The 26297-nt window shown below is 70.2% G+C and carries 29 protein-coding genes and 1 tRNA gene; 24 read left to right on the forward strand and 6 right to left on the reverse strand.

Annotated features, from left to right (window positions below):
* Nucleotides 1-204 precede the first annotated feature (204 nt).
* A tRNA-Val gene (locus tag ABD811_RS25165) sits at nt 205-276 on the forward strand.
* A gap of 1397 nt (nt 277-1673) precedes the next feature.
* On the opposite strand, the gene ABD811_RS25170 is transcribed toward ABD811_RS25165, so the two are convergent.
* Together ABD811_RS25170 and ABD811_RS25175 are read right to left on the reverse strand one after the other, a co-directional pair.
* Nucleotides 1674-3281 (reverse strand): hypothetical protein, encoded by a 1608-nt coding sequence (locus tag ABD811_RS25170; RefSeq protein ID WP_344952402.1) that lies wholly within the window; start codon nt 3279-3281, stop codon nt 1674-1676.
* A gap of 38 nt (nt 3282-3319) precedes the next feature.
* Nucleotides 3320-4522 carry a hypothetical protein gene (locus ABD811_RS25175; protein ID WP_344952404.1) on the reverse strand — a complete coding sequence of 401 codons (1203 nt, stop codon included), beginning with the start codon at nt 4520-4522 and terminating at the stop codon, nt 3320-3322.
* A 236-nt stretch (nt 4523-4758) separates the two neighbouring features.
* On the opposite strand from ABD811_RS25175, the gene ABD811_RS25180 reads away from it, so the two are divergent.
* Both ABD811_RS25180 and ABD811_RS25185 read left to right on the forward strand, forming a co-directional pair.
* The gene (locus ABD811_RS25180; RefSeq protein ID WP_344952406.1) at nt 4759-5652 is read left to right on the forward strand and encodes a helix-turn-helix domain-containing protein; all 894 of its coding nucleotides are present in this window, start codon (nt 4759-4761) and stop codon (nt 5650-5652) included.
* Nucleotides 5618-5809, forward strand: coding sequence for a DUF397 domain-containing protein (locus ABD811_RS25185; protein WP_344952408.1), 192 nt, complete (start codon nt 5618-5620; stop codon nt 5807-5809). Before ABD811_RS25180 ends, ABD811_RS25185 begins: the two co-directional genes overlap by 35 nt.
* A 14-nt stretch (nt 5810-5823) precedes the next feature.
* On the opposite strand, the gene ABD811_RS25190 is transcribed toward ABD811_RS25185, so the two are convergent.
* Both ABD811_RS25190 and ABD811_RS25195 read right to left on the reverse strand, forming a co-directional pair.
* Nucleotides 5824-6591 (reverse strand): SAM-dependent methyltransferase, encoded by a 768-nt coding sequence (locus tag ABD811_RS25190; protein ID WP_344952410.1) that lies wholly within the window; start codon nt 6589-6591, stop codon nt 5824-5826.
* A 133-nt stretch (nt 6592-6724) separates the two neighbouring features.
* Nucleotides 6725-7123: a helix-turn-helix domain-containing protein gene (locus ABD811_RS25195; RefSeq protein ID WP_344952507.1), complete on the reverse strand. Its 399-nt coding sequence runs from the start codon at nt 7121-7123 to the stop codon at nt 6725-6727.
* A 239-nt stretch (nt 7124-7362) separates the two neighbouring features.
* Between ABD811_RS25195 and ABD811_RS25200 the strand changes: the two genes are divergently transcribed.
* The 13 genes from ABD811_RS25200 to ABD811_RS25260 all read left to right on the forward strand — a co-directional run bounded on the left by ABD811_RS25200 (nt 7363) and on the right by ABD811_RS25260 (nt 18332).
* Nucleotides 7363-7668, forward strand: a complete 306-nt coding sequence (locus ABD811_RS25200; RefSeq protein WP_344952412.1) for a hypothetical protein — start codon at nt 7363-7365, stop codon at nt 7666-7668.
* 30 nt (nt 7669-7698) lie between these two features.
* Nucleotides 7699-7926, forward strand: coding sequence for a hypothetical protein (locus ABD811_RS25205; RefSeq protein ID WP_344952414.1), 228 nt, complete (start codon nt 7699-7701; stop codon nt 7924-7926).
* Between the two features lie 27 nt (nt 7927-7953).
* The gene (locus ABD811_RS25210; protein WP_344952416.1) at nt 7954-8196 is read left to right on the forward strand and encodes a BldC family transcriptional regulator; all 243 of its coding nucleotides are present in this window, start codon (nt 7954-7956) and stop codon (nt 8194-8196) included.
* Nucleotides 8193-8786, forward strand: coding sequence for a hypothetical protein (locus ABD811_RS25215; RefSeq protein WP_344952418.1), 594 nt, complete (start codon nt 8193-8195; stop codon nt 8784-8786). The genes ABD811_RS25210 and ABD811_RS25215 overlap by 4 nt, the downstream gene beginning before the upstream one ends.
* A gap of 103 nt (nt 8787-8889) precedes the next feature.
* Nucleotides 8890-10167: a hypothetical protein gene (locus ABD811_RS25220; protein WP_344952420.1), complete on the forward strand. Its 1278-nt coding sequence runs from the start codon at nt 8890-8892 to the stop codon at nt 10165-10167.
* Nucleotides 10164-10808, forward strand: coding sequence for a hypothetical protein (locus ABD811_RS25225; RefSeq protein ID WP_344952421.1), 645 nt, complete (start codon nt 10164-10166; stop codon nt 10806-10808). Before ABD811_RS25220 ends, ABD811_RS25225 begins: the two co-directional genes overlap by 4 nt.
* A complete protein-coding gene (locus ABD811_RS25230; protein WP_344952423.1) occupies nt 10805-10999 on the forward strand; it encodes a hypothetical protein in 195 nt (64 codons plus the stop codon). The genes ABD811_RS25225 and ABD811_RS25230 overlap by 4 nt, the downstream gene beginning before the upstream one ends.
* A 908-nt stretch (nt 11000-11907) precedes the next feature.
* The gene (locus ABD811_RS25235; RefSeq protein ID WP_344952425.1) at nt 11908-13383 is read left to right on the forward strand and encodes a UvrD-helicase domain-containing protein; all 1476 of its coding nucleotides are present in this window, start codon (nt 11908-11910) and stop codon (nt 13381-13383) included.
* A gap of 1044 nt (nt 13384-14427) precedes the next feature.
* Complete coding sequence (locus ABD811_RS25240) at nt 14428-14754, forward strand: DUF732 domain-containing protein (RefSeq protein WP_344952427.1); 327 nt, start codon at nt 14428-14430, stop codon at nt 14752-14754.
* Between the two features lie 321 nt (nt 14755-15075).
* Nucleotides 15076-15468 (forward strand): hypothetical protein, encoded by a 393-nt coding sequence (locus tag ABD811_RS25245; protein WP_344952429.1) that lies wholly within the window; start codon nt 15076-15078, stop codon nt 15466-15468.
* An 819-nt stretch (nt 15469-16287) separates the two neighbouring features.
* The gene (locus ABD811_RS25250) at nt 16288-16632 is read left to right on the forward strand and encodes a hypothetical protein (protein WP_344952430.1); all 345 of its coding nucleotides are present in this window, start codon (nt 16288-16290) and stop codon (nt 16630-16632) included.
* Between the two features lie 162 nt (nt 16633-16794).
* The gene (locus ABD811_RS25255; RefSeq protein WP_344952432.1) at nt 16795-17286 is read left to right on the forward strand and encodes a hypothetical protein; all 492 of its coding nucleotides are present in this window, start codon (nt 16795-16797) and stop codon (nt 17284-17286) included.
* A gap of 392 nt (nt 17287-17678) precedes the next feature.
* On the forward strand, nt 17679-18332 hold the full coding sequence (locus ABD811_RS25260; RefSeq protein ID WP_344952434.1) for a hypothetical protein: 654 nt from the start codon (nt 17679-17681) through the stop codon (nt 18330-18332).
* Nucleotides 18333-18517: 185 nt separating this feature from the next.
* On the opposite strand, the gene ABD811_RS25265 is transcribed toward ABD811_RS25260, so the two are convergent.
* A complete protein-coding gene (locus tag ABD811_RS25265; protein ID WP_344952436.1) occupies nt 18518-18715 on the reverse strand; it encodes a hypothetical protein in 198 nt (65 codons plus the stop codon).
* 413 nt (nt 18716-19128) lie between these two features.
* Between ABD811_RS25265 and ABD811_RS25270 the strand changes: the two genes are divergently transcribed.
* A complete protein-coding gene (locus ABD811_RS25270; protein ID WP_344952438.1) occupies nt 19129-19269 on the forward strand; it encodes a hypothetical protein in 141 nt (46 codons plus the stop codon).
* 428 nt (nt 19270-19697) lie between these two features.
* Nucleotides 19698-19952, forward strand: a complete 255-nt coding sequence (locus ABD811_RS25275) for a hypothetical protein (protein ID WP_344952440.1) — start codon at nt 19698-19700, stop codon at nt 19950-19952.
* Between the two features lie 355 nt (nt 19953-20307).
* Here ABD811_RS25275 and ABD811_RS25280 read toward each other — a convergent pair whose 3' ends face one another.
* Nucleotides 20308-20742 carry a hypothetical protein gene (locus tag ABD811_RS25280; RefSeq protein ID WP_344952442.1) on the reverse strand — a complete coding sequence of 145 codons (435 nt, stop codon included), beginning with the start codon at nt 20740-20742 and terminating at the stop codon, nt 20308-20310.
* 236 nt (nt 20743-20978) lie between these two features.
* Here ABD811_RS25280 and ABD811_RS25285 point away from each other — a divergent pair, with 236 nt between their 5' ends.
* From ABD811_RS25285 to ABD811_RS25310, 6 genes are all read left to right on the forward strand, one after another.
* Nucleotides 20979-21320, forward strand: a complete 342-nt coding sequence (locus ABD811_RS25285) for a hypothetical protein (protein WP_344952444.1) — start codon at nt 20979-20981, stop codon at nt 21318-21320.
* A 50-nt stretch (nt 21321-21370) separates the two neighbouring features.
* Complete coding sequence (locus ABD811_RS25290) at nt 21371-21709, forward strand: hypothetical protein (RefSeq protein ID WP_344952446.1); 339 nt, start codon at nt 21371-21373, stop codon at nt 21707-21709.
* Nucleotides 21706-22506, forward strand: a complete 801-nt coding sequence (locus ABD811_RS25295) for a hypothetical protein (RefSeq protein ID WP_344952448.1) — start codon at nt 21706-21708, stop codon at nt 22504-22506. The genes ABD811_RS25290 and ABD811_RS25295 overlap by 4 nt, the downstream gene beginning before the upstream one ends.
* Nucleotides 22506-23234 carry a hypothetical protein gene (locus tag ABD811_RS25300; protein WP_344952450.1) on the forward strand — a complete coding sequence of 243 codons (729 nt, stop codon included), beginning with the start codon at nt 22506-22508 and terminating at the stop codon, nt 23232-23234. Before ABD811_RS25295 ends, ABD811_RS25300 begins: the two co-directional genes overlap by 1 nt.
* Nucleotides 23231-25048, forward strand: coding sequence for an RNB domain-containing ribonuclease (locus ABD811_RS25305; protein WP_344952452.1), 1818 nt, complete (start codon nt 23231-23233; stop codon nt 25046-25048). The genes ABD811_RS25300 and ABD811_RS25305 overlap by 4 nt, the downstream gene beginning before the upstream one ends.
* Before the next feature lie 116 nt (nt 25049-25164).
* A complete protein-coding gene (locus ABD811_RS25310; RefSeq protein ID WP_344952454.1) occupies nt 25165-26253 on the forward strand; it encodes an N-6 DNA methylase in 1089 nt (362 codons plus the stop codon).
* Nucleotides 26254-26297 lie beyond the last annotated feature (44 nt).

Below are 26297 nucleotides of genomic sequence, written 5' to 3' on the forward strand. Positions count from 1 at the left end.
GGCTTCGCGATCTTCCCGGCGCTCTCGGACACCTCCCGCGCTCAGCCGCCACCCCCGCTGACCAGGGGCGCCGCCTTCCCCCCACCCCGCCGGCCGCGCCCCCGCGCCCTCATCCGCCCGGCCGATCTCCGCTCCGATGCGCGAACAACCCCCAACATGCGCTAGTCTTTCGGTCGTCGGGAACGCCGCAAGGCAGAACCGCCGGGGCGATTAGCTCAGTGGGAGAGCGCTTCGTTCACACCGAAGAGGTCACTGGTTCGAACCCAGTATCGCCCACCCAGGTCAGGCACGGTTTTCCGGCCGTCCGGCCTCCTATCGTCTCCCGGTTTGGGAGACGTTTGGGAGACGATCTTGAAACGCCAGCGCAGGGGCCTTGTACCTGCGACAGTTGTTCGGAAGGTGACCAGGGCAGCGGCGGCGGTAGCCTTCACCGTCGCCGGTCCTCAGCGAGGCGGGATGGCTCGGGCTGCGGACAGCAAGGGATAGCGCCCGCGCGGAGGCTTCGTATCCGCGACACCCTGAGGGATGTCGACCCGAACGCCTCCGGCCGAATACCACCCGACGTGTGTGCGCGATGCCCGAGCAGGGAGCCTGACACCTGCGACTGAGTGACCTGGTGGAGACGCCCGACATGCTGCGCCAACTGGGCGGCGACAGAGCCCGAGCGGGGGTGTCTGCCCCGCGACAACCGCAAACGTGTCGCTCCAGCGATCAATACTGCGCGGCCACGCCCGAGCCGGGGGCCTCCTACCCGGCGACCTTGCCAGCATGCAGCACGCCCGTAATGCCCGAGCGGGGGTGTCCTACCCGCGACGATCGTGCTCGATGTACTTCGGCAGAGGTATCAACGCGCCGGGACGCCGCAGCAGGGGCCTCATACCTGCGACGTGATGAACAGGCCGTGACAGCGGCTCCCCGGGATGTTCGGCACGCGGCCGACCACGCCCGAGCGGGAGGGCTTCGGCACCCGCGACAAGGCCGACATGCCAGAGCGGCGTTGCGAGCGGGACCGGCTGCCCGCAACCGAGCCGTGCCATGACGCCACAGCAGGGGCCTCATACCTGCGACGTGAATGGGATGACGTCCAATGCCATTGGCGGCGGACGCATGCTGCTGCGCCCCAGCGGGGGTTTGATACCCGCGAGTCATTAGGAGAGGGATTCGCATTTCAAAAGGAGTCACAGCCTGAGCGAGGGCTTGGTGCTCGCGACGGTCGTCGGGGTAATTCCGCCGTGACCGTGCCGCCCCAGCGGGGGTCTCATACCCGCGGCGCAAATGTCGCGCTGCCCGGAACATGCGACCGGGGACGTCAACGCCTGAGCGGGGAGCTTGGTACCCGCATCATCTTGATGACATGGAAGCCGCCTGGACACGGCGTCGTAACGTCTAAACGAGCTCGTTGCCGCGCTGCTGGACATAGCCTGGACAACCAGAGCTTGAGCCTGAGCGGGGGATTGATACCCGCGACCGTGTGAAGATGGAACCTTGCGGCAGCGACTCCATACGGGTTGGTGTGGTGCCCGAGCGGGGGCTTGATATCCGCGACAGCGACTCCATCCGGATTCGGCATGGCGCCTGAGCGGGAAGCTCAACATCCTGTGACCTTTTTCAGGATGACTTTCGGAGGTCAACGCCCGAGTGGGAGGCTTCGTATCCCACGACTCAGATCTGGATCAAGCCATGACCGCTCTTGGCCCACGGGCCGCCTGGAGCTTGCGCTCGTGGGCCTGGAGGAGTTCGTCGAGCAGAGCGACGGGGGAGTGCGGGGCCTCGCCGGCGGCGCGGTCCATCGCGGCCCGCTGCGCCAGCGCGTCCTCCCAGCGCCGCTGTAGCGCGTCGCGCAGCTTCGCCCTCATGACCGGGGACACGTGGGAATAGACGCTCTTGATGCCCGTCATGATGTGCCCCATACGCTCGTACCGCAGGATTTCGGGGATGCCGTCCTCCTGCATCCAGACCTCATGGCCGTGCCGCAGCCCGTGCGGGGTGAGGCCCTGCTTGATCGGGAGCCAGGTGGTGAGGGCGAGGTCGTGGCGCAGGTCCCAGCGGGTGACCCCGCGGCCGCGGGGTGGCTCCCAGTCCTGTCCGGGGACGGCATAGGGCCACGGCGGGCGCAGCGGGAGACCGGTGATCCCGTCGACGAGCACGGGCCGGGCCGGTCGAGGCCGTTTGCCTCCCTCCTGCGGGTAGGCGCCGTCGGCGGCCGGATGCCAGTAGCGGTCGGCGAACCCCGACCGGGAGTGGTGGCCAGGCCGCTTGTTGCTGGAGGACTGGCCAGGAGACAGGAACAGGTACCGCCCGGCACCGCCGCAGCGCAGGTCCGGGCAGCCGCAGCGACCGGTCTGCCGCGCCTGTACCTGTCGTGACAGCAGGTCGGCGAGGAAGGGGGGCTTGTCGATCCTCCTGGCCGAGTCGTCCTTGGGCGGGACCTTGGTGAACCGGCCGCCGGCCTCGCGCAGCTGCCAGTCGAGCTCGATCCGGTCGAGGTAGCCGACGTCCTCGTCCTCCAGGCCGATCGCTTCTCCCCAGCGCATTCCGGTCCAGGCGATCGTTACCACGAGCACGAACTCGTCATCGCGGCCGGACATGATCGCGGTGCGCTCGGCCACCAGCAGCGCCTGCAGCGGGGTCGGCCATGCCTTCTCCGGGCTGCGGGCCCTGGCGCGTCGGCGGGTGCGTTTGCGGCCGCGGCCGCGGCGTCTCTCGGCGGCGTTGGCCTCGATGCGCCCGGCGGCCTTGGCGTCGCCGAGGATGGTGGCCAGCAGGGAGCGGGCGTCGGCTGCGGTGCGCGGGGCATAGTTGCCGGTGCCCTGCTGTTTGGGGGTCTGACGGACCTGTTTCTCCCAGGCCGCGATCTCCTCGTGGTCGACGATCGTGTCGAGGCTGCGATTGCCGAACGCGGGGATGAGGAAGTGGTCGATCAGGTAGCGGTACCGCAGTTCGGTGGTCTCCTCCAGGTCCTGGGCGGTGAACCAGGAGCGGCACCATTGCTCGAACGTGATTTTTCCGGCGTTCGGGTCGCGGCCTCCTCGCTTCTGGGTTTCGAGGGCTTCCCGCCATTGCTCGATGGAGAGTCCCTCGACGACGGGGCCGTTCCATTCGGCGGCGAGGAGGCGCAGTTCCACCTCGCGTTCCTCGGCTGCGCCTAGGGCGTCGGCCTTGCGGGTGAAGGGCAGGCCGGTGTCGGGATCGCGGGCGATGGTGCCCCATAGCGGTACGACTCCGGGCGGTTGCTTGTAGCGGCCGCGCCAGTGTCGGCCTCGTTTCTCGGCATAGGCCATTGGGGGTGCTCACCGGGGGAGGTGGGGTCGGTCAGGAGTCAGGCTGGGCGGTGGTTGAACCGCAGCGGTTTGGTGGTTCGGGGGTCGTGCAGGGCACTGGTTGTCGGGTGGCGGCCGGGGGCGTGCGGTCGGGATCTGGTGCGGTGGCCGGAAGGGTCGCTGGCGTAGGGCGTCCTGTAGGGCTGGAGGTCGCTGTTGCCTGGGGAGGGGCTGATCTGGTGCCCGGGTTCGCTGGGGAGACGGGCAGGGTCTTCGCCGGGGGGGAAGCTGGGGGGTGTGGTGGTCGGTTCCGGCTGGGGCTGGTTGGACGGGGCCGGCTCGGGAGAGGCGGTGGCGCTGGGATTGAGAGGGGCGGGCCGCTTGGTAGCGGTGGCGTCGTTGCGGTTGGGATGGCGCTCGTCGGTTTCGTGCTGCGTGGGCTCGGGGCCTTCGGGCTCGGGGTCGTCGGACTCGCGCTGTTCGGCGGGGTCGCCGACGGGCTTGGACCGTAGTGGTGTCGGCAGCGGTGCTGTGGGGCTGAGGGGTGTCACCGTGGCTGACGGTTCCGCCTTGGGAACTGTGCCGGGCGAGGGCGGCTGGAGGCCGAGGATGTAGACAGTGGCGGCCGCGGTGGCGGCGGTGCCGACAGAGGCGGCCGCTGGTGCGGCCAGGCCCGGGACGACGCTGACGAACCGTTCCACATCGCGCAGTGCCAGCAACAGCGGTCCGGTGACCAATCCCCAGACGGGAATACTGCGGTAGCGGGCTCGGTAGGCGCGGCGGGCGCTGTCGCGGACTTGGCGGGCGTGGATACCGGTAAGGCTGGAGGAGTACATGGCGGTCGCCCCGGGGAGCACGGCGGCCAGCAGCCGTGAGGGCAAGTTCTCGCGCTGGAAGGTCACTTGCAGGGGCGTAGCAGTGGCGTCGGCGTCGATGTCTGTGGGGTAGTTCTCCAGCACCCAGTGCCAGATGCGGGTCTCGGCGAGCGGGTCGGGCTGGCCGCCTTGGACAATGCACAGGACGGGGGGCTCGCCGTCACGGACGGGCACCCAGACCGCACTCTGGCCGGAAGCGGTCATCGTGTGCAGGGCAGCAGTCAGCTCGGCGGGTGGGGGCGTGTCGACGTGGCGCTTCCCGCCGAGTGCCTGAACGAGCAGGCGTAGGCGTTCGATCTCGGCGTCGCGCTCGTGGATCTCGGCATCGCGCTGGTGAAGTGCCTGCCGTAGACGATTGATCCGCCGGTGTGACCTTGCTCTGTGCATGGAGCCTCCCCGTTGGGCCAGATCACCGGATACTCTCCGTGACCACTGCTGCTGCGCAGATGACCCCTTTGACCTGTGTATCGGTTCCAGGGTGATCGTCTTGATCGCTATGCAAGGGAAAATCATGCAGAACGTAACCGGGATACGCAAGATGCGAATCCCGCCCGCGATGCTACGTTCGGGGGGTCTGCCATATTTACGAAACTTGGGTAAAAAGTTACGTTACGGGAGATGACGTGCGTCGTCAGAGCCCCACGGTGCGGTTGCGGCGCCTGGCGCGGCTGCTGCGTGAACTGCGCGAGGCTGATGGCCGTTCGGCCGACATGATCGCCCGGGAGTGCGGCTGGCACTCCGCTTCCACGCTGACCCGGATGGAAAACGGCAAGATGAGTAAGCCACAGGTCAGCCGGGTCTCACGACTGCTCGATGTGTATGGCGTCAGCGGCGAGGCCCGCGAGGAGATCCTTGAGCTGGTCCAGGATGCGCGACGGCGAGGCTGGTGGCACTCCTATCCCTGCCTCGGCGAACAGTACGCGACCTACATCGGCTTGGAGGACGAGGCCACGAACCTGCGGAACTTCGAGCCCCTGCTCATCCCAGGCCTGTTGCAGACCCCTGGATATGCGCGGACCTTGATCACGAGCCGGGCGCCCGACCTGCCCGACGACGTTGTCGATGACCTGGTCGACATCCGGACACGCCGTCAGGAGCGCCTGCACGGCGGAGCTCGACTCTGGGCAGTGATCGGCGAAGGGGCGCTACGCCAGGTGGTCGGTGGTCCAGAGGTGATGCACGCACAGCTGCGACATCTGCACCAGATGGCGCAGCTGCCAGATGTCCATGTCCAGGTCGTGCCGTTCAGCCGTGGCGTCGTTCCCGCGCTTGGCCCGTTCATGATCCTGACGTTCGACGATCCTGACGATCCCGAGGTCGTGTACGTGGAGACCCCGGTCGGCGACTACTGGGTCGAGGACCCGGGTAGCGTCGCGGTGTTCGCGGAATCGTACGAGCGCTTGGTTGGCGTCGGACTCTCCACGGACGCTACCCTCTCCATGATCGCCGACGCGGCGGCACGGCTTACGAGGGGAGACGCCGATGCGCCATCTGGCCTGGCGGAAGGCCAGCCTTAGCGACGCTCATGGGCAGTGCGTCGAGGTCGCTCAGGCTGCCAGCGACGTGATCATGACCCGTGACTCGCGCGATCCCGAGGGACCGATCCTCGCGATGACCTCTCAGGCATGGCGCGTCCTCCTCCAGCGGGTGAAGCAAGGCGACCATGACCTGTAGCGAGGCGTGAGCCGTCAGGGGATCATCGCCACTCCGCCGAGCATGGTCAGCGGCAGCCGGGCCGCGCCGCTGGGCACGGGCCAGTCGGTGACATGGACCAGGCCAGGCTCCAGCAGCTCCAGGTCTCCGAACAGGCCGCGGATTCGGTCCCGCGGGCGCAGGTAAAGGGGACTGGGCGCGTTGTCATAGACCGAGCGGATCCGGTTCACGAGCTCTGGGCTGACGTCCTCGGTAGAGGCGCAGCTGATCGCGACCCGGCTGCCGGAGGCCAGCTCCCTGGCGTAGGTCGCGACCAGGCCGGCCGGGTCATCCTCATCGGGCACGAAGTGCAGGACCGCGATCGCCAGCAACGCCACGGGCCTGCTCAGGTCCAGCAGGCCGCGTGCTCCCTTTAGGACCGTGTCGACGTCGCGGATGTCGGAGTGAATGTAGGTGACGCCTTCGTCGGGTTTGACCAGGGCGCGGGCGTGGGCGAGCACCATCGGATCGAAGTCGACATACGCGACACGAGCGTCCGGAACGTGGCGCCGGGCGACCTGGTGGACATTGTCCATGGTCGGCAGCCCGGAACCGAGATCGAGAAACTGTTTGATCCCTTGCCCGGCGAGGTGCTTGACGACCCGTGCCAGGAACCGGCGGTTCTCCACGGCGGAGTCGCGGGCGTGCGGCTCCATCTCAAGGACTCGGCCGGCGGCCTTCCGGTCGGCCGCGTAGTTGTCCTTGCCGCCGAGCACGTAGTCGTACACCCGGGCCGGTGAGGGATTCTCGGTGTCGATCTCCACGGGGGGAAGTTGATCAGGAGACATGGCGTGATCTTGGCATGTCCCGAAAGGTTGCCTCCCGAAGCTGACCGGAAGCGGACAGGTAGTAATCGTTGGTGTCAGCGTGCGCGTCCGTGCCGCCTCCGAGAGGTGGTCAAGCCGATCTGTCCTGGCTCTTCGGCATGCCTTGATCGGTCATGGCCTGGCGGTAGGTGATCAGGCTGCGGATGGCGATCTCGCGTTCGTGCTCGGGTAGCTCGGTGATGTCCCAGATCCGCCGCAGGCCGAGGTCTTCGCCGATCCACTCGGGGTAGGCGGCGGCGGACAACTGGGTGGTAAGTGTGTTCTTGGGGAGCTGGAGGACTTTCTCTAGGCGCGTGAGGCTGCGGGCCGACAACGAGTCCCAGCGGTGCCCGTTCTCCAGCTGTGAGAGCAGCTTGACCGAGGGGCCGCCCTCGGCGGCCACCTGAGCCTGAGTCAGACCTAGGTCGTTGCGACGATCCCTGATCAGTCGTCCTGCCTGGATGTGCTCGGGGGCTGGCTGATTGCTCATGTTCACGGGTGGAACCTCCTCTGGACCAGCCCCGATCATGCCGGACGCGCGCCCGTAGGTCCATGCATCTACGCGCCGTTACATGCATCAGCGTGCACTGACAAGTAGTCACAAGCATCGACATGCACACCTCGGGGCGGCTGCATGGCCCCGGCGTGCAGGGGCGTACCTCTCAGACGAGACATCTCCGAGACTTGTACTTACTTGTAATAACTAGCAACGGCTTGTACTGTTCTCGCATGGAACAGGCCAGGACGGACAAATCGGAAGCGGAGGAGAAGTCGTACGCCTACACCCGCAAGGCCGCACCGCCCCCTGGGGTGACGCACCGCTGCGAGGTCACCTGCCCGCACACGCATCCTCCGGCGGAGGCCGCCGAGCTGATCGGCATCTCCGAGTCGGCACTGCGTAAGGGGGCCGCGGCCCGCACGTTCCCCTCCACGTTGATCGCCGGTCGGTTGTCGTTCAGTGACGACAACCTCGCCGCGATCATCGCCGCTGGCGACCGCCAGCCCATCGCGCGGCGCACCGCCCGGCGCCGCTGAGCCATCCCCCGCATGTAAGGAGCCGCCCACATGAGGACCGAAGAGAAGATCGTCGATGCCGAGGAGTTGGCGCCCGGCGACGTGATCCGCCGACGCGGCAGGCAGATGAGGATCATGCACAACCTTCCCGCCCCGGCGCAGCCGGGTCGTCGGCTGCTGATCTGGCGCGACCTGCACGCCCCCGAACCTCTGGGCTACGGCGACGGCGCCTTCCCGCCCGACTGGCCCTTCCGCCGCGTTGCACGCGGCCTGCACTGACACCGAGAGAAGGAACGAGACAGAGACATGAACCACGAGCTCGCCGACAAGGCGCTGCTGACCGCAGCGGAGGTCGCGGAGCTGTTTCGGGTCGATCCCAAGACCGTGGGGCGCTGGGCGTCGGAAGGGAGGCTGGGAAGCATCCGCACCCTCGGCGGCCACCGCCGTTACCGGTCCGCCGAGGTGTTCGCCCTGCTGAACGGGGACCCGCCCTCGCAAAACGAGACCCGGCAGGACGAGGCCCGGCAGGACGAGACGGAGGAGGCATGAGGGCCCCGATCCTCACCGTCGGTGTCATCGGGATGCGCCCCAGCGGCGAGCCGGTCACCGAGCTGGACGGCGGCAGCGAGGACGAGGTCGTCAAGCTGGTCAAGGACCTGTGGCGGGAGGGCGCGATCGCCGAGCCGGTCGTCGTGACCATCCGCCCCGACCTCAGGCTCAAGGAGCGGGCTGAGGCCGAGTACGCCCGCGACCGGATCACGGACATCGCCCAGGACTGCTGGGAGAACCACGGCGGACAGATCCTGACGATCCTCACCGCCCGGGACCCCCAGATCGCCGCGCTACCGCCCGGCCCGGAGCGAACCAGCGCGATTCGCTGCGCGCTGGCCGGGCTGCTGGCCGGACCGCTGGGCGAGATCGCCCCCTACTGCCAGTGTCGCGAGATCGACCTGCCGATCCTGCTGGGCGAGCTGGTCGCCGCGCTCCAGCACCAGGCCGACATCGGCCGCGGTGACTACGACCGAGACCAGTGCGCGCCCGACGAGGACGCCATGCGCCTGCAGGAGGACGCCGACCAGCGCGTCCGGGACGCCGTGGACGCCCTCGCCGAGCGCCCGAAGGAAGCCGCCGGGACCTGACAGGCCCGTCAGGTCCCGGTTTCGGAGGGCGGGGTTGCCAGCCGTCACACCTGCGGCCCCGCCGTCCTGTCAACCATCCGATCCACACCCTAGTGAAGGAGTCATGGACACCCCAAGGGAGTACCGCACGCATCGGCCGTCCGGCCGACCGGCGCCCCCGCTGATCCTGCTGGAGGGGCCGGAGAAGGTCGGCAAGTCCTACACGGCGGCCCAGTTCACCGGCTCGGACAAGGTCGGTGACGCCTACTGGATCGAGTTCGGCGAGGTCACCGCCGAGGAGTACGGGCAGGTGCCCGGCGCCGACTACGAGATCATCGAGCACGACGGCTCGTTCGCCGACTTCTACGGCGCGATCCAGTGGGTCTACGGCAAGGCGCAGGCCGCCCGGGAGGCCGGTGAGAAGCCGGTCCTGCTGACGATCGACTCGATGAGCGCCGAATGGGACCTGATCCGGGCGTGGACCAACAACCGGGCCAAGGCGTCGAGGGTCAACCGGGAGCGGCTGGAGCAGGACCCCAACGCCGAGATCTTCATCCCGCCCAACCTGTGGAACGACGCCAACGACCGCGACTACCAGGTCATGCGGCTGCTGATGACGTTCCCCGGCATCGTCGTCATGCTCGCCAGAGGCAAGCAGACGGCCGCGTTCGATGAGGCCACCGGCCGCCCGCTCGAGGGCCGCACGGACTACCGCGTCGAGGCCAACAAGCAGATCGGCTACCGGGCGTCCTGCTGGGTGCGCCTGTCCCGCGACGAGCCCCCGCTGCTGGTCGGCTGCCGGAAGGTCACCGGCGGCGTCAAGCCCGGTGTCGACCGGCCCATGCGGCTGAAGAAGAACTGGTCCCTGGAGTGGCTGGTGTTCGAGCACCTGGGTTACGACCCGGCGAACTGGGAGGTGCCGAACCTGGTGTCGCCCCGGCCGGAGCGGACCCCCGAGCAGATCGCCGAGGACGCGCGCGACCCCGCCACCGGGTTCGAGCGGCTCGGGGAGTTGCTGCAGGAGACCAAGGCGTGCCGCTACGAGTCGGTGATCGTGCCGAACGAGCGCGGCCAGGACGAGCTTCTGCCGCAGATGATCAGGCGTCTGGGCTGGGAGCGGATGGCGGCCTCCCAGGAGCTGCACAAGCGCATGCAGGCCCTGTGGAAGCAGACCCCCATGGCCGAGGACCGTGACGCGCGCCTGGCCTTCACCAGGGAGGTCATCGGCCGCGACATCGCCTCCAGCAGCGAGCTCACCAGGCGCGAGGCGGAACAGGTCATCGACCGCCTCAAGAGCTACATCGCCCAGGACTCGGCCGCCGGCAACGGCGGGCGGACGCGCGGCCGCGCCGACGGCGCCAAGGACACGGACATGGCAGCGGCCGGAAAGGCGGAGGCATGAACATCAAGGACACCGGCCTGCGACTGGTCGTCACCTCCGCGCTGGCCGACATCGCCAACGCCGACTACAAGAGGGCCCGTGCCGAGGCCGAGCCGCTGCTGGCCAAGGCCGCGGCCGAGGACGGCATCGAGAAGCTGTCGGTGCGGCTGCCCGGCGGCCGGAAGGTCGCGACGGTGACCGTCAAGGACGGCCCCGTGGACATCGAGGTGTTCGAGGACGTCTTTCTGGAGTGGGTCGCCACCCACATGCCGAACGAGGTCGAGGAGTTCATCGACCCGGCCGCGGCGACCGACCCGGACATCGTCGAACTGGTCCGCCAGCACCGGCCCGACGCGGTGCGCCGCCGGGTGCGGCCGGTCTGGCGTGAGGCCAGGCTCAAGGAGGCCAAGGAGAACGGCGGCTACGTCACCGACCCGGCCACGGGTGAGCAGACGAGGATCGCCGAGCTGACCTACCACGAGCCGACCGGCGCGTTCATCCTCAAGTCGGACGCGGATCTGCGTGAGCAGGTCATCACCGCCGCGCGGAACGGCGCGCTGGCCGGGGGAAGGCTGTCGGGGCTGCTTGCCCGCCTGCAGTACCGCCACGACGACCAGGACCACCAGGGCGGCGAGGGCGGCTCCGGTGAGGCCGCCCCATGAGCGGTCGGCTCGTCGGCGAGGTGATCCAGTGGCTGCGGACGCCAGCGGCGAAGAGGATCACCGCCAAGGAGCGCATCGTGCTGCTCACGGTCGCTGACCGTGTGCAGGCTGAGCACACGCAGGAGACGCAGCGGCCCGAGAGTGGCGACCAGGACCAGGGCTGGGACGGCAAGGACGGTCAGCGGCCGTGACCTGGCGTGCGCCCGAGCGGAGGCCTCATACCCGCGACTTCGCCACTCAGGCGCCTTTCCTGCGAGGCTCTGCTGGACCACGTGAGGGGCGCGGCCGTGCTCGCGCGGGGGCTTCGGACCCGCGACTCGCGATCGGAGCTGGTTCGCGATCGAGTCGTGGACTCCTCCGCAGCCCGAGCGGGGGCGTCGTGCCCGAGCCCTCCAGGCTGTCGCCTGCCAGCGGGTTCGCCGGCGGACGGCGGACGCCGCACGGCGGCCGAGTCATGCCCGAGCGGGGGCGTCGTACCCGCGACCGGAGAGATCGAGTTCCTCAGCAGCAACCCTGGGCGGGCCGCGCGACGCGCGCACAAAGCCACAGGCGTTCCCGGATGGAGGCGGTTCTGCGCCTGCGCGGGAGGCTTGATGTCCCGCGACTGGGCATCGAGATTCTCCGCAACCCGCGCGGGGGGTTCATGCCCGCGACATGGACGGAGACAGCACCGCCGTGCCGACGGCCGGTGACGGCCCGAGGTGCGATGCCGGTCTGGTCGCACGGACAGACAGGGCCCGTGACGCACGGACGGGAGCCCGGAGCCCATGACACTCTGCGGGCACTGTCTCGAGGCGCTGGCGGCCCGCGCGGGGGCGTCGTACCCGCGACCCAATTGGTGAATGCCGCGTCGCCGTACCTATGTGGGCCAGTGGTCTGGTGCCGGTGCGGTCGGTGGGACAGGAGCTGGTGCCCGCGCGGAGGCGTCGTGTCCGCGACATCGGTCCGAACGGAAGTCCTGCTTGGTGCCGGAGTGGGAGGCGGTAGCAGCGGCCCCCTCCGCCGTTATGTCTCCAGGTTTGGCCTTGTGGGTTGACTAAGTGCGCATATTGGGCCAAACTTGATGACATAGCGAGCGGTTGGACGGCAGGAGGATGACATGGGTGAGAAGCCCCCCACCCCCGAGCAGCAGGAGATCATCGACACCTCCCGCACCGGGGAGGACATGGTGGTCGAGGCGGGAGCGGGAACCGGCAAGACGACCACGCTCGTGCAGGTCGCCAAGGCCAAGCCCGGCAAGCGCGGCGTGTACGTCGCCTACAACAAGGCGATCGCCCAGGATGCCAAAAGCAGGTTCCCCCGCGAGGTCCAGTGCTCGACCGCGCACGGCCTGGCGTTCGGGGCGGTAGGCAAGCGGTACGCCCACCGCCTGGACGCCGCGCGCGTCCCGGCCCGGGAGGTCGCCCGAATCCTGCGGATCAACGAGCCGCTGCGGCTGTCGGAGAAGATCCTGGCGCCGCCACAGGTCGCCCGCATGGTCATGGAGACCATCACCCGTTACTGCCGCAGTGCTTCCCCCGAGCCCGAGCCGTGGCACGTCCCTCGCAAGCCCGGGCTGGACTCCGACGCCGACCGCGAGATTCTGCGCGACGCCCTGGTGCCCCTGGCGCGCAAGGCGTGGGGCGACATTCGCAGTGTCGACGGGCGCCTGAGGTTCGAGCACGATCACTACTTGAAGATGTGGGCGCTGAGCGGCCCGCGGCTGCCCGTTGAGTACGTGATGCTCGATGAGGCGCAGGACGCCAACCCGATCATCGCGCAGATCGTCGAGGGCCAGGCCCATGCCCAGCGGATCATGGTCGGTGACCGCTGCCAGGCGATCTACGGGTGGAACGGCGCCGTCGACGCCATGAGCAAGTTCAGCGGCACGCGGCGGATGCTCACCCAGTCGTTCCGGTTCGGCCCCCGGGTCGCGCGTGAGGCCAACAAGTGGCTGGAGATGCTGGGCGCGGACCTGCGGCTGAAGGGGTTCGACCGGATCAGGTCGGTGCTGGCGCCGGTGGAGTCGCCGGACGCGCTGCTGTGCCGGACGAACTCCACCGCGATGGCCGAAGCGATGCGGCTGATGGGAGAGGGCAAGCGCGTCGCGCTGGTCGGCGGTGGCAACGGGATCCGCCGTCTGGCCGAGGCCGCGATCCAGCTCAAGGCCGGTGCCGGGACCGATCATCCCGAGCTGATCGCCTTCCAGACCTGGGGCGAGGTGCAGGAGTACGCCGAGTCCGACCCGTCCGGCTCGGACCTGCTGACGTTCGTGCGGCTGATCGATGAGTGGGGCCCGGACGTGGTGATCGACGCCGTGGACCGGCTGGTACCGGACCCGGCACGTCCCAGCCCTCGGCGGGGGCGGCGGACAGTGACCCCGGACGTCCTGATCAGCACCGCCCACAAGGCCAAGGGCCGCGAGTGGGACTCGGTGAAGGTCGCCGACGACTTCCGCGAGCCCCGCCACAAGGACGAGGACGGCAGGCCGCTGGACATCCCCGCGGACGAGGCGATGCTCGCCTACGTCACCGTGACCCGCGCCAAGCTGACGCTCGACAGGGGCGGCCTGGCCTGGATCGACAACTGGATCTGACCCCCGACCCGTGCCGGGGCGCCCCGGCACCCCGGCACGGGATGTGACAGATGAAGGAGAGTGACCATGCAGCAGAGCGAGCGGACGCGCCTGTGGTACGAGAGGGAGCTCCAGGCCGCCGAGGAACGGTGCCGTGAGCTCACCCAGGAGGTGAGCCAGCGAGAGGCGGCCTTGAAGGCGGCACAGCAGGACCTTGAGGACGCGCGGGTCCACCTGAACGGCGTGCGCGCGGGCTTCACGATCTGGAGCCGTGGCGGTCAGATCCTGTTCCCCGGGCAGGTGGCCGCTGGCGACAACGAACTGGGCCTGGTGGTCGGGGCGTCGGCGGTGATCCCCGGCGGACAGACCGATGTGCACCTGGAGCGGTACGAGGCGACGATGCGCGCCGTCTGCGAGCTGTCCGCCCGGCAGGCGGAGCTGGCGGCGGCTTGGCGGCAGACATTGCGCCAGCAGGGAGACGTGCCCGCCGACGCGTCCGTCCGGAACCAGGACATGGACCGCCTGTACTCGGCGCCGACCGCGCCGCCGACCGCGCCGCCGACCGGGCCGCCGAGCCAGGTCGCGCCCGCGCAGGGCGACGCCGGTGAAGTCCCGGATGCGGGCACCGGCTGGGCCATCGGCTCCTCAGCGGCCGGATTGCCGCAGGCCGGTCCCGCCGAGGAGGTTCCGGAGCACGCGCCCGAGGGCGGCCAGCACCTGCCGGGCACGGACCGCGCCGTCGCGGACACGCGCGCTGGCGACGGCGCGTTCCAGCCGTACGGCTCGGCGGGGCAGGCCGCCGAGCCGCGGCCGGCCNGGGCAGGCCGCCGAGCCGCGGCCGGCCCCGCCGCTGCCCGCGTGGCAGGGCGCTGACGCGGCGCCGCCCGCGGCCGCCCCGGAGCCGGGCGGCGCCGACGGGGCGGACGGCCAGGGAAAAGCCGAACGGGAGCGAGCGCGGTGACCGGTCCACTGCCGCTTGCCGCGCCGCCGTGGGCACGGCCGCGAGGACGGCATGCCCGCCCGGCGCCCGGCCGACCCCGGACGGGACCGCGGCCTGCCCTGCTGGTGATCGGCGTCCTGCTGGTCGCCAGTGCCCTGGTCAAAGGGGGAGAGCCTGACGCGATGTGGCTCTGGGGCAGCCCGTCGGCCCAGGCACAGTCCGCCTATCTGGCCGAGGTCCACCGACAGGGACTGAACAGGGACCGTCCGGACGCGGAGGTGCTCGCCTTCGGGGAGCGCACGTGCCTGGCGATTGTGCAGGGCGCGGCCGTCTACCGGCCGGAGGGGGTCAGCGAGGGAGATGTCAGGGTGATCGCCGGTGCGGCGGTCCGGCATCTGTGTCCGCGCGCTGCCTTCAGGGCTGGTGACTATCTGGCGCGCAAAGCCCGGTAGCCGTGCGCGTTCCCGTGATGAGCCGCGCGGACGGGTCCTCCCCGTGCCCGTCCGCGCACGCCGGGCTCGACCGTGACTTCGAAATCGCCGGGGTCAGGGTCAGAGGTTCGGCGGCTGTGGTGCCGCCCGTGAACGTCGGCGGGCGGCACCGCCAAGGGGCGCTGGTCTATACGGCATCCGTGTGATGCCTGAGCCGAGCTCGGCCAGCGGCTCGCCCGTCGCGGCCTCAGCGGCCGCGACGGGCGGGCACATCCGCATGTCGCCCGGCTGTCAGGCGGCCGGGGCCTGAGCAGTACGGAAGGAACCGCCCGGGGGGTGCACATGGGACGTGGTCGAGCCAGGCACGAGGAGTGCGAGGCGTGCGGGCAGCGGATCATCTGGGCACGCACGCTGGCCGCGCGCTGGCAGGCCCTGGATCCCGAGCCGAACCCGGACGGCTCCGTGCTCGCCTACCGGGATCACTGGGGCGAGTACCGGGCCCGGTCGGTGCAGTCGGCCGCCGATGGGCCGCGGCATCCGCTGGAACGCGTCTACATGCCGCACGCTGCGACATGCAACGGGCCGCACCAGCAGGAGCTGCCCGCCTTCCAGGACCTGCTGCTGGATCCGATGGAGGGCGCGCAGGGCGGGGGCGGCGGTCCTTTCCCTCTCCCGGACCCGTGGCAGGACGCCGGGGACGGTCCACTACCGCGTCGTGAAAGGGATAAGCCGTGAGGCAACGTGGGAAACATGCCGCGCCTCGCCCGTTGATGCGCATGGCCATGGCGGCCGCGCTGGCGGGTGGGGTGCTGACGGCTGGCATCGGATGGTCGGTGCGGGTGCGGGACGGTGGGGCGCCGGTGAGCGAGACCGAGCCGATCCCCGTATCGTCCCAGCCCGGCACCGGGCCCGGTCCCAGCCCTGACGGCCGCACCGGTGTCGGTCCCGGCGCCGGGACTGAAAGCCCGGTCGATCACCAGCTGGTGCAGCGGAGCACCGGTTCCTCGCGTGGGAAGGGCGCGCGGGGGGCGGGCGGCCGCAAACGTGCGGGCCACGGTCCGGCCGGTGCCCGGCCGTCCCGGGTGGTGTCGCCCGACCCGGTGCGTACCCGGCGGCCGGAACCTGTGCCGTCTCCACGGCCATCGCATGATCCGCAGCGCCCATCGTCCCCGCAGACGTCGCCCTCCCAGGAGGGGACATGACGCTCGCCGACACCATCGCGCTGGCGGCGGCGCCGCTCGTGGCCGCCGGGGGCGTGCTGGCCGCTGTGGAGACGCTCGGGCGCTCGCCCGCTCGGTGGCGTGTGGCCTGCGGTCTGCTCGCGCTGGGCTCGTGGCCGCAGTGCGCGGCGGGCGTTCTGGGCAGGCTGCCGGGGTTGGCCGCCTTCTGGGCGTTGTGCGGGGGCGTCGGCCTGTGGTTGTGGTGGAAGGGCCGACTGCGGGGTTGTCGGCGTGGGAAGGCGAGTGGGCTGGGCATCCAGGGGCGGGTGCTGGCGGGGACGTCGACGGACCGGACGCCGGTTCCCTGTCACCGTTCTCGGGACGGAGGAAGGGCATGACGCTGCCGCAGGATCCCGGAGCAGCGCCGCCGTCGCAGGCCGCCATGGGGGCCGCGGCCGAGCCCATCGCGATCACGGTCACCCGCTACCTGTGCCCGTACTGCAGGCGTGGCCACTCGAAGAAGGCGGCGGCCGCTCGGCACATCGCCCGCTGCTGGTGGAGCCCGGCCGCCAAGGGGTGCAAGACGTGCGCGCTGTACGAGCCGGAGATCACTGAGCGGGACACCGGCTACCGGGCTCGCGAGCACTGCGGTGCCGAGGGTGGCCCTGATCTGGCGGCCGGTGGCATCCGCACTGGCTGCGCCCTGTGGGGGCCGCGAGAGGAGGCTGTGGATGCGTGAGCCGCGGGGGCCCGGCGGTACACAGGGTCCGCGTTGTCCCAGCGTGGCGGGGGGCAACTTGAGGTTGCCCTCTTGTCGTGTGTCGCACGGGGGGCATGTCTGCGCCTGCGAGGCGTCCCGGCGGGGGCTCTGCGTTGCTCTGGGCTTGCGTGAGGATGCCCTATGAGCGGTCGGCTCGTCGGCGAGGTCATCGAGTGGCTGCGGACGCCGGCGGCGAAGGGGATCACCGACAAGGAGCGCATCGTGCTGCTCACGATCGCCGATCGCGTGCTGGATGAGAGCACCCGGGAAATGGTGCGGTTCAAGAGCGACGACTGCAAGCTGCGGGAGCGGCTGTGTCAGGTGGCGGGGGTGAACTCCGACACGCTCAAGGACGTGCTGCAGCGGCTGGCCGAGCGCGGGCTGGAGGTGCGCGTGGAGCTGGGCCGCGATCGCAACGGTCGCCCTTACTACGCCCGCCGGGGGCGGGACATGGAGTTCAAGCTCCCCAGGTTTCCCGCGTCGGTGCGGCTGCCCGTCCGCGAGGACATGCAGGACGGCGAGAAGGAGGCAGGGAAGGCGGGCGAGGGTCCGGCAGGTGATCGGCACGGCGGCCGGGACGGTGGCGAGGACGGCGGCGAGGACGGGGAGGAGCGGCTGCGGGCCTGTGGATAACGAGATGGCCAGGGCTGTGGACAACCGATGTCACCCTGAAGGAAAGGGGGTGGTCCCGACCGCCCCTTACCGGGAAAGGGGGGTCTCCGAGCCGCCCCTTATCGGAAAAGGGGGAGGTCTGGACCGCCCCTTACCCCCTTGAAAGGGGGGTGTCTGGACCACCCCCTAACCCCGGAAAGGGGGGGATCTGGACCGCCCCCCTAATACGTCCTGGAGCACCTAGAAGAACTTGACCGTCTAAGAACACCAGACCGTCTAGACAAAAGCACCGAAACTCTAATTACTGTCATCACACCTTAAGGTGGAAGGAACCGGACAATGTGGATAACTGCTCGTCGGTGGGTGTGGAAAACGCCCGTAGCGGTCGCGGCTGGTGCCTGGAGGCGACCGCGATGACGCTGCCCCTCGGACAGGCCATCCTCGTCGGCTACTGCGGTGGCGCGATCATCGGTTCCCTCAGCACAGGCCTGATCGCCCTGGCCGTCCGCCAGCTGCGCGGCGGCGCCACCGCATGCGACCACCGCGCGGGCGATGACGACCCGGCGTGCGCCTACGCCCGCTCCGAGGTCGCCCGGCTCCTCGATGACCCCGCCGCCACGGCCGACGACTGGCGACAACTGGCCGGGCGATGCCGCCGGATGCACCTCGCCCTCACCGCCCGCCATGACCACACCGCTCCCAGCGCCTCGACCGGCTCCCCCGCCGGCATCGGTGCCGTCCTCGCCGACAGCGTGAACGACGCGCCGCCGGCCGCTGATGCCCCCGCCGCCCAGGTCGACGGAGACGGCGGGACCACGCACGAGCGCACTGGCCGCTGCGACCACATCCACTGCCGTGCCCACGACGCCGACGAACCGGGCTGGGGCTACCTGCGCTGCGGCTCGTGCCGTCACCTGTTCCGCACCGCGCGCCAGATGCGCCGCGCCTACCGGCGCGCCTACTGGCAGGCCAGTGGCGACCTCGGGCTGCTGCGGCGTCTGTGGGACGTCTGGACGGTGCGCGCCAACCGCGTCGAGTTCTGCCCCCTGTGCGCCCATGACTTCTGAGTCGAGCAGCGACGACATGCGATCGCTGGAACACACTGCCGGGCCCGGTCCTTCCGGGCCCGGCCCGGCCTCGACAGGCTGGTCGTTTCTCGGCGACGACCCAATCAGCCGCACCGTCGCCGCCTACGTCGACGACCGCCGCCGTGCCGCTGGGGTTCACGCCGCAGCGGCGGCCTCGAATTGAGTCAAGGGCCGACCGCCACGATGAGCAGCGTTACCACCGCGACGCCCACGCCGATCGGCACCGCCAGTTCGGGCCGTACCGCCACCGCGATCCCGGCCGCGACGCCGACCAGGACGATCAGAAGCGCCCGGCTGCTCAGAAGCGGTTGAGGGGCAGACGGCTGAGACTGCGGGGAGGACTCGTCAGGACGTACGCTCACGTTGAGCTCGCTTCCTACGGCAGTGAGTTCGGACAGACGGCTCCCTGCGGCAACAGGGGGCCGTCGTCGTTGTGGCGCCGACCCTGCGAGCCGTTGTGCATCAGTCTGCCCGGGGGAAAACCATTGTTGTAATTGCAGCCTGACCTGCGAAAATCTGCCGCCTTCCCGCTTGCGATACCTCCAGGGTGGGTTCAAACCACCTCTCCCGGTACCGAGTGAGACACAGATCACGCACCGAATGAACGATCTGGCCCGCCGTATCGACGCTGCATATGTCGCCATATTTGGCCGCACAAGTTGATTTAGACATGGATGTCGGCCAAAATAAAAGACACAATGAGCAGTGCGGGGCCCCGAGGAGGGGGCATGGCCAGCAGGGACGATCGCCCAGCGCGCAGGAGGTCCGCCAGTTCGTGGCCACCCAGGTCCACGTCGCGGACCTGGGTGGCCAGCCCGACATCGATTACGAGGCGCTGGGGCGCATCGGCCAGATGCCGGAGCAGGAGGCGGTGCGGCTGCTCGATGAGACGATGACCGCCATCCTCTTCAGCTGACGCGCCCCGTGCCCGGGGTCGTCTCTGTCCGGTGCCCCAGGCACCTGGCTCTTGGAGTTCAGATGCAGCCCTCGGCCCCTTCCCCGGACCGTGCCATGCATCCCGATGTGATCGACATGGCCGCCCGCCACGCAGCCCGCCAGGTCTCCATCCGATGGGAGGGCCTGTACGCCGACGTCCGAGCCGTGTCGGCCAGCTGCACGTGCGGATGGAGCCACCACGCTGCGCCAGGCGACGAGCCGCGGACTCTGCAGGCCGCGATCGACCGGCACATGCTCGGCATCCTCCCGGCCTGGCAGCCGGGCGCCCGCCGGTGCGGTCGCGCGATGCTCCGGTGGCCGGGCGGCGCATGGCTCCATGCGGCCGAACCGCAGGCGTTCATGGGGCACCGCGCCCGGCCGAGATGACACCGCCAGGGATGAGGACCCATGCGCATCGTGGACGACGACGCAGAGTACAGCGGCGCAGTCGCCGTGCGGCTGGACGACGCCGAGACGGCTGCCCTGATCGACGCGATCGGCCTGGCGCTGGCACGCCTGGAGTCCATCGCCCCGGAGGCGGCCAGCGCCCTGCGGGCAGCCGACCGCAAAATCTCCTCCCTCGTCAGCGGCGACCTGCACGGCCTGCAGATCCACGCGGTCCATCACCGCATCCTGCAACCCCACGAGCATGAGGGATTCTGACGAAGACGCCTCGGCCTCCTCGCCTGGGCGCCGTGCCGGCATGGGCGAGCCGGGCGGCGGCCGATGCCGGGATGTTCCTCACCGCCCGATGCGGCCGCGCTCGGCGGCCTGCTGCGCCGCGCTGCACGGCTCACGCACGAGACCGCCCGGCGCGCACCCGTCCTCAAAGGCATCCTGACCACCGACCACCCCGGTACGTGGAGATCACCGCCACGGGCCTGACCGTCACCGGCGTCCTCGCCGCCGGAGCGCGGCGCCCCGTCCACGTCTGGTGGCCGAGATCATCGGCAACGGGCCGGACCGTACCCTGGCGCACAACGCGACAGGGCGGCGGAGACACCGGCACGCTGTCGTGTCAGCTCTTGCCACCGCCCGGCTTGATGCCCGCCTCGCGCCACTTCTGCCGGATCCGCTCCCGGCCGTATCCGGTGGCGTCGGCCACTAGGGTCTGCCGGACCCCGACACGCCCGCAGTTCAGCAGATTCTCCGCGTAGCCTTCCTCGGCGCGTCGGCACCGGTCCGCCGCGTCACCGAGCCGCGCGAGGATCTCCCGCTGCTTGTCGGACAACTGCAGATGGCTGGTGCCGGCGGGCAGCGGCGGCACGCCCGCCGCCTTCCACAGCTTCCAGATCGTCGAGCGGGAGAGCCCCGAGGTCTCCTCCACCCGGGCCCGCGGCACACGTGCCTCACCGGCCTCGACGATCAGCTCCTCGCGCTGCTGGTTGGCTGCGGTGAATTCGGCCACGGCCCCCTTCAGCGCCTCCAAGGCAGCCTCCTGCTCGGTGGACATCTGTGGCTTCTGTCTGCCGCCCCTCATTCTGTCCTCCCGAACACGGTCCTCCAGCGCAATCCGGGCCGAAGCGGACATCCTGCCGCGGCCATCCAACCCGCCGATGGTTGCACGCCCGCTTATGTCTCGCAAGTAGGCCAACGTCAACACCTCGCTTTGTGTCTCTTGGTTTGGCCTGTGTAGTTGATTTAGTCTCTAGAGTATGCCAAACTTGAAGACATAAGGAAGAGGTTGTGATGACTGACCACCAGCGACCGGACAGCGAACCGGCCAATGAGGCGATGGACGTCCTCATCGCCGTCCGCCACCCCCTGGGCACGCGAGCCCTGGCGGTCGGCCACCGGATGGCCGCTCCCGCCCAGCGTTACGAGCGAGCCCGCTCGCAGTACTGGCAGGCGCTGGAGGACGGGCATCAGCGCATCGCCGACCGCCACTGGCGCGTGATGATCCAGGCCGACAAGGTGTTCACCCAGATCGGCCGGGAGTTCGACGAGCTGATCGACCCTCTCTACCAGGTCGATCCGGAACTGGCCGACCGCGTCACCTCCTACATCTGGCACACCGTCATCGGCTACTGATGCTCTGACCGCACACCCACCGACCGCACATCGACCGTGGAAAGGACATCGTGAGCTACCCGACCGAGCTGACTGACATCGAGCGGCGCCTGCGCGACATCCGCGCCGTCCGCGTGGTCACGATCGACCGCCCCGACGGCACCGGAACCGACGCCATGCGGCGCGTCGCCGAGGCGGACCGCGCCATGGTGAAAGACCTCACCGACCGGGGCTGGCTGACCTGGCGTCACCTGCTCGCCGCACGCATGCACGCCGCGTTCGCCGCCTCCGGCCCCGACGCCCTGCGTGCCGCGCTGCTCGACGCCGCCGCCGTCACGCTCGACTGGATTGAGGCCATCGACCGGCGCTCGAACGCCACCGAGAGCGACACCCCCGGGGAGAGTAGATGAGTGCCGTGCGCCGACGCGCCCCCGGTGACATCATCGACCGGGCTACCGGACGCGTCCGCGTCCTGTCACGCCGCTGCGACACCTGCCTGTTCCGCAGCCAGGGCCGCCAGATGTTCGGAGAAGACCGCGTCGCCGAGGTCACCGCCGCCAACCTGGAGGCCGGGGCGCTGCTCACCTGCCACGGGACCCTGCCCTACGGCGAGAACCCGGACTTCGGCCCGGCCGCCTGCGCCGGTTTCTGGGCCCGCTACCACCGCGACGTCCTCGCCGGACGCTACGCCCTGCTGTTCCTCGGAATCATCCGCGTCGACCCCCCGAGAAAGACCGGCTCCATGCACACCGACGACACCCCGCACTGGACCACCGACCCGCTGATCGATCACGACCGCCACCACCTCACCGCGGACGGCTGCGCCTGCGGCTGGACCCACCCCAACCCCGACCTGGACACCGACGCGCGTCGCACCGCCCACGACGCGCACATGCGCGAGGTCCAGGCAGAAGCACGCGGCGCCACCTGGGAGGTGCTGCGCCAGGGCAAAACCGAACGCGGCGCGACCGTCATCTCCAGCGGGCACCCCACCCGACAGGCCGCCGCCGAGAACCTGGCCGCCGAGCTGGACCGCCGCGCCGACGACTGCGACTGGCCGCCCACCGCCGCGCCGTGGCGTCGCGCCGCCCAGCGCATCCGCGAGGGCGCCCGGCAGGTCGCCGCTCACGGCGTGCTGTACCGAATCCGCTTGACACCGCCATCGACACCGAGCCCGACACCGACTTCGAGGAAGGCCGACAGCTGATGCCGTACACGATCGTCTGCCGACACCATTCCGACGACAGCGTCTCCCGCGCACAGCAGTCCTGGGATCACTGGGAGGACGCCGCCGACTACCTGTGCCGCCGAGTCGAGCGCATGGCATCGAGAATGCCCTCGTCCTCGGGCGTGGTGCTGATGCTGCGCGCCGCCAGCGAGGCGGCCCGGCTCGGGTACTTCGTCCTCGAACCGGTCGTCACCTGGGCCGTGCTGGAGATCGACCGGCCCGGCCAGCCCATCGAGGAGATCATGGACCGTGCGCGGGACGAGATCGCCCGCGCCGAAGCCAACGACCCGGATCAGGACCTGGTGCACCTGAACGAGGTGTTCGACCGGCTCTACACCGAGATCAGCGCCGTGCACCGCCAGCCCGAGATCTCGGTCATGGCGAACGACCCGGGTCAGGAGCCTCACGAGCTGATGGCCAAGTGGCGAATCGGGGGCACCTACTACGGCTTTCAGATCACGCACGACTTCCCCGAACACGACATCGCCGAGGACCTCGGCGTGCGTACGACGGAGATCGAGATCTTCAGGCCGCGGGACGGCATTCAATCCATGACGCTCGTGCTGCGCAGCCCGCTGGCGGCCGAACAGGTCCTGCGGCGCTACCTGCCGCCCGTGCTGCTGCCGCCCACCATCGGCAGCCCGAACGAGCACGCTCCGGCAAGCGACGCACCCGGCGACGCGGAAACCTCCGGGGAGGGCAGGTGACCCGCGCCTTCGACCCGGCGGCCGCCGGAGTGATGATCGACCGGGCCGACTCGGCCGACCGCGATGACGCCTTCTGGGTGGAGCGCATCTCGAGCGGCTGGCATGTGCGGGTCCACATCGCCGACGTCGCCCGCGTGATCCCCGCTGGCAGCCCCGCCGACATCCAGGCCGCCGGCCGTGGTTGGACCGTCTACCTGCCCGACCGGACGATCCGGATGCTGCCCGCCGATCGCCAGGACGCCGCCGCGCTCGGCGCGGCGCCCGTGCCGACCTGCCTTATCGAGCTGCACGTCGGCGTGGACGGCGCGGTCGAGCGCGCGCGCATCTCGCGGGGACGGCTGCGCCACGGCATCGCCATGAGCCACCGGGAGGCGGCGGCCGCGCTCACCCGCCCGATCGACCTCGGGCCGCAGGACCAGATGCTGCGCGATGCTCACCACCTGGCGCTGGCGCTGCTCGCCCGGCGCCGCCTGTCAGGTGCCCTGGTGCTGTACGACCTGGAGCGCGGCTGGGCGACGGGGGAGAGCGGCGTCCCGCGGCCCGTGTCCGAGTACGAGCGCAACGCCGCCTACATCATCGTCCAGGAACTGATGATCGCCGCGAACGAGGCGGTCGCCCGCTGGTGCATCGAGCGTGATCTGCCGATCCTGTTCCGCAATCACCGTGTCGGCGCGGTCGCGCCGCCTCGCGAGCAGCTTCTCGACGATCTCACCGCCAGTGCGGTCACCAGCGCGGTCACCCGGGAGCGCCTGACGGCGATCCTGCGCCGCGCCGAGTACGGCCCGCAGGTCGGCGGCCACTACGGGTTGAACCTGGCGGCCTACACGCACGCCACCTCGCCGCTGCGCCGCTACGCCGACCTGGTGACCCAGCGCATCGTGCTGGCCGCAGTCGATGGACGTCCCAGCCCCTACAGCCAGGGGCAGCTCCAGGAGATCGCCACCGCGATCAACACCAGGGCGCGCGAGCTCAAGGACCGCAAGTCCCAGCGGCTCAAGCAGGCGGCCACCGACCGCGCCCACAGGCGCCTACGGGACGGCGCCGCCGAGCTCGCCGGGCTCGACGCCGCCGCCTTCCACCGTGTCCTCAAGACCGCGGCGCGCGAGGGCGATCCACCTCCGGCGCTGGTGGAGGAGATCACGCGCCGTGCCGACGCCGGGCTGCTGGCACCCCGCGATATCTGCTGGGCGCTCCTGCGGACGCAGGGAGAGCGATGGCGCCCGGCCCGGGAGCGCCTGTGCCGCCTGCTGGCCGACGACCCGCCGCTGGCCGTGACGGTGGTGGCCATGTACGGGCAGCTGACCGGCGCCGACCCCCTGTGGGAGATCCGCGACATCGGCACCGTTCAGCAGCCGCTGTTCGCCGTGACCGTCACCCTCGTCTGCGGCGACACCGTGCACACCTCCCCCCGCCGGATCGGCCCCGGCAAACGCGAGGGCCGCCAGCAGGCCGCGCTCGGGCTCGCCGCGGCCATGGCGGGACTGCCCGACGCCTCACAGGATCTGGCGGAGGAACCGGCCCCGCCCGCTCCCGGCGACATCGATCAGCCCACCGTGCACAAGAACCCGATCATGACCGTCAACGAACACACCCAGAAGGGACGGCTCCGGGATCTGCGCTGGGACTTCACCAGCCACGGGCCAGGGCACGAGCCCGACCACACCTGCACGGTCACCGCGACCTGCGCCGCCACCGGCGCCGAGTTCGTGGCCAGCGCCACCGCCGCACGCAAGGCCGACGCCAAGACGCAGGCCGCCGCCGCGCTGCTCGACCGCCTGACGGCAGCGCACGCCGACGCCCCGCACACCGGCTGACCCGGGCCGGGCCCTGCCCGGCCCGATCGATCACGCACTGGGGGGAGGCGGCTCGCCCCGCCTCCCCCCTCGCATGTCCACAGCACCACCCGCACATCCCACGGAGGACCCCGGACATGACCAGAGGCTACCGACCAGACGACCGGCGGCACGCCCAGCCGGACAGCGAGCAACTCGACTTGCTCGCCCAGACGCCGGCCCGCCAGCAAACCGACCCGCAAACCGACCAGCAGGTCGAGCAGCGGATCGACCGCCACACCTCGTCCGAGCAGGCGCGCATCACCCGGGCGGCGCCCCGGCCCGCGAACATGCGGCTGCACCTGCAGCAGATCGCCGAAGACATCGATCGTGCCTGGCATCGCGCGCACGGAGGTTCCCGCATCGAGATCCCGCTCGGCACGGTGGCGACGCTGTGCCTCATCGGTCCGACAGAACTGGACCGCCCGAAGCTGGAACAGTACATCCTCGGCCTCGACGCGCCCGCCCTCATGCGCCTCTACCAGTCGTTCTGGGCCCGGCTGTGGATGAACCGCCCCTACCTGGTCGACGTCGCCAGCCCGATCCACCGATGGCTCGAAGACGGCATCGACGACCGCGCGGCCAAGGCGGTGCGCGCGGTCACCCAGGCGGCCATCCAGACAGGGATGCTGGAGCTCACCGCCAGCCCCGATCCCTGGTGGCGCAGCCAGGCCGACGTGCTGGGACCGGTCCTGACCGGCCTGCGCTCCCAGGGCGGCAGGCGGGCCCTGGCCGAGTTCCACACGCCCGCCGAGGTCGCGGACGCGCTCGCGCGCCTGACCATCGGCGACGAGGCGCCGTCACCCGGCCAGTGGATCAGCGACCCAGCGGCCGGCACCGGGGGCCTGATCCGCGCGGCCGCGCTCGCGCTGCGCGAGAGGGGCCAGGACCCGGCGGACTACGTGTGGGTGATGACCGACATCGATCCGCTCGCCTGCGCCTGCGCCGCCGTCAACTCGCTGATCTGGGGCCTCGGCAGCAACGTGCTGGTCCACTGCGGTGACACCCTCGCCGAGGGCGATGGCGCCGAAAGGGCCCTGCGGCGTCGAGCCGAGGTGATCGCGCACCGCGAGGAGATGGTCGGCAAGGCAGCGGTGATCGCCGCCGTCCACCAGACGATGCAACTGCTCGACATCGCCGCACGCGAGCACGACGAGACTAGTTCACGACTTGGCCTCACTGATTGACTAAAACAGAGAGATAGGCCAAACTTGAAGACATAAGGAAGGAG

Origin of the sequence: Actinomadura miaoliensis (assembly GCF_039536785.1) — a bacterium.
Lineage (GTDB): Bacteria > Actinomycetota > Actinomycetes > Streptosporangiales > Streptosporangiaceae > Spirillospora > Spirillospora miaoliensis.

Coding starts and splice junctions, on each gene's coding strand:
- ABD811_RS25210 (WP_344952416.1), top strand. CDS start 7,954: ATGAACCACGAGCTCGCCGACAAGGCGCTGCTGACCGCAGCGGAGGTC.
- ABD811_RS25200 (WP_344952412.1), top strand. CDS start 7,363: ATGGAACAGGCCAGGACGGACAAATCGGAAGCGGAGGAGAAGTCGTAC.
- ABD811_RS25235 (WP_344952425.1), top strand. CDS start 11,908: ATGGGTGAGAAGCCCCCCACCCCCGAGCAGCAGGAGATCATCGACACC.
- ABD811_RS25195 (WP_344952507.1), bottom strand. CDS start 7,123: ATGAGCAATCAGCCAGCCCCCGAGCACATCCAGGCAGGACGACTGATC.
- ABD811_RS25205 (WP_344952414.1), top strand. CDS start 7,699: ATGAGGACCGAAGAGAAGATCGTCGATGCCGAGGAGTTGGCGCCCGGC.
- ABD811_RS25255 (WP_344952432.1), top strand. CDS start 16,795: ATGAGCGGTCGGCTCGTCGGCGAGGTCATCGAGTGGCTGCGGACGCCG.
- ABD811_RS25300 (WP_344952450.1), top strand. CDS start 22,506: ATGCCGTACACGATCGTCTGCCGACACCATTCCGACGACAGCGTCTCC.
- ABD811_RS25185 (WP_344952408.1), top strand. CDS start 5,618: ATGCGCCATCTGGCCTGGCGGAAGGCCAGCCTTAGCGACGCTCATGGG.
- ABD811_RS25310 (WP_344952454.1), top strand. CDS start 25,165: ATGACCAGAGGCTACCGACCAGACGACCGGCGGCACGCCCAGCCGGAC.
- ABD811_RS25280 (WP_344952442.1), bottom strand. CDS start 20,742: ATGTCCACCGAGCAGGAGGCTGCCTTGGAGGCGCTGAAGGGGGCCGTG.
- ABD811_RS25260 (WP_344952434.1), top strand. CDS start 17,679: ATGACGCTGCCCCTCGGACAGGCCATCCTCGTCGGCTACTGCGGTGGC.
- ABD811_RS25230 (WP_344952423.1), top strand. CDS start 10,805: ATGAGCGGTCGGCTCGTCGGCGAGGTGATCCAGTGGCTGCGGACGCCA.
- ABD811_RS25175 (WP_344952404.1), bottom strand. CDS start 4,522: ATGCACAGAGCAAGGTCACACCGGCGGATCAATCGTCTACGGCAGGCA.
- ABD811_RS25215 (WP_344952418.1), top strand. CDS start 8,193: ATGAGGGCCCCGATCCTCACCGTCGGTGTCATCGGGATGCGCCCCAGC.
- ABD811_RS25220 (WP_344952420.1), top strand. CDS start 8,890: ATGGACACCCCAAGGGAGTACCGCACGCATCGGCCGTCCGGCCGACCG.
- ABD811_RS25250 (WP_344952430.1), top strand. CDS start 16,288: ATGACGCTGCCGCAGGATCCCGGAGCAGCGCCGCCGTCGCAGGCCGCC.
- ABD811_RS25295 (WP_344952448.1), top strand. CDS start 21,706: ATGAGTGCCGTGCGCCGACGCGCCCCCGGTGACATCATCGACCGGGCT.
- ABD811_RS25285 (WP_344952444.1), top strand. CDS start 20,979: ATGACTGACCACCAGCGACCGGACAGCGAACCGGCCAATGAGGCGATG.
- ABD811_RS25225 (WP_344952421.1), top strand. CDS start 10,164: ATGAACATCAAGGACACCGGCCTGCGACTGGTCGTCACCTCCGCGCTG.
- ABD811_RS25275 (WP_344952440.1), top strand. CDS start 19,698: ATGCGCATCGTGGACGACGACGCAGAGTACAGCGGCGCAGTCGCCGTG.
- ABD811_RS25170 (WP_344952402.1), bottom strand. CDS start 3,281: ATGGCCTATGCCGAGAAACGAGGCCGACACTGGCGCGGCCGCTACAAG.
- ABD811_RS25245 (WP_344952429.1), top strand. CDS start 15,076: ATGGGACGTGGTCGAGCCAGGCACGAGGAGTGCGAGGCGTGCGGGCAG.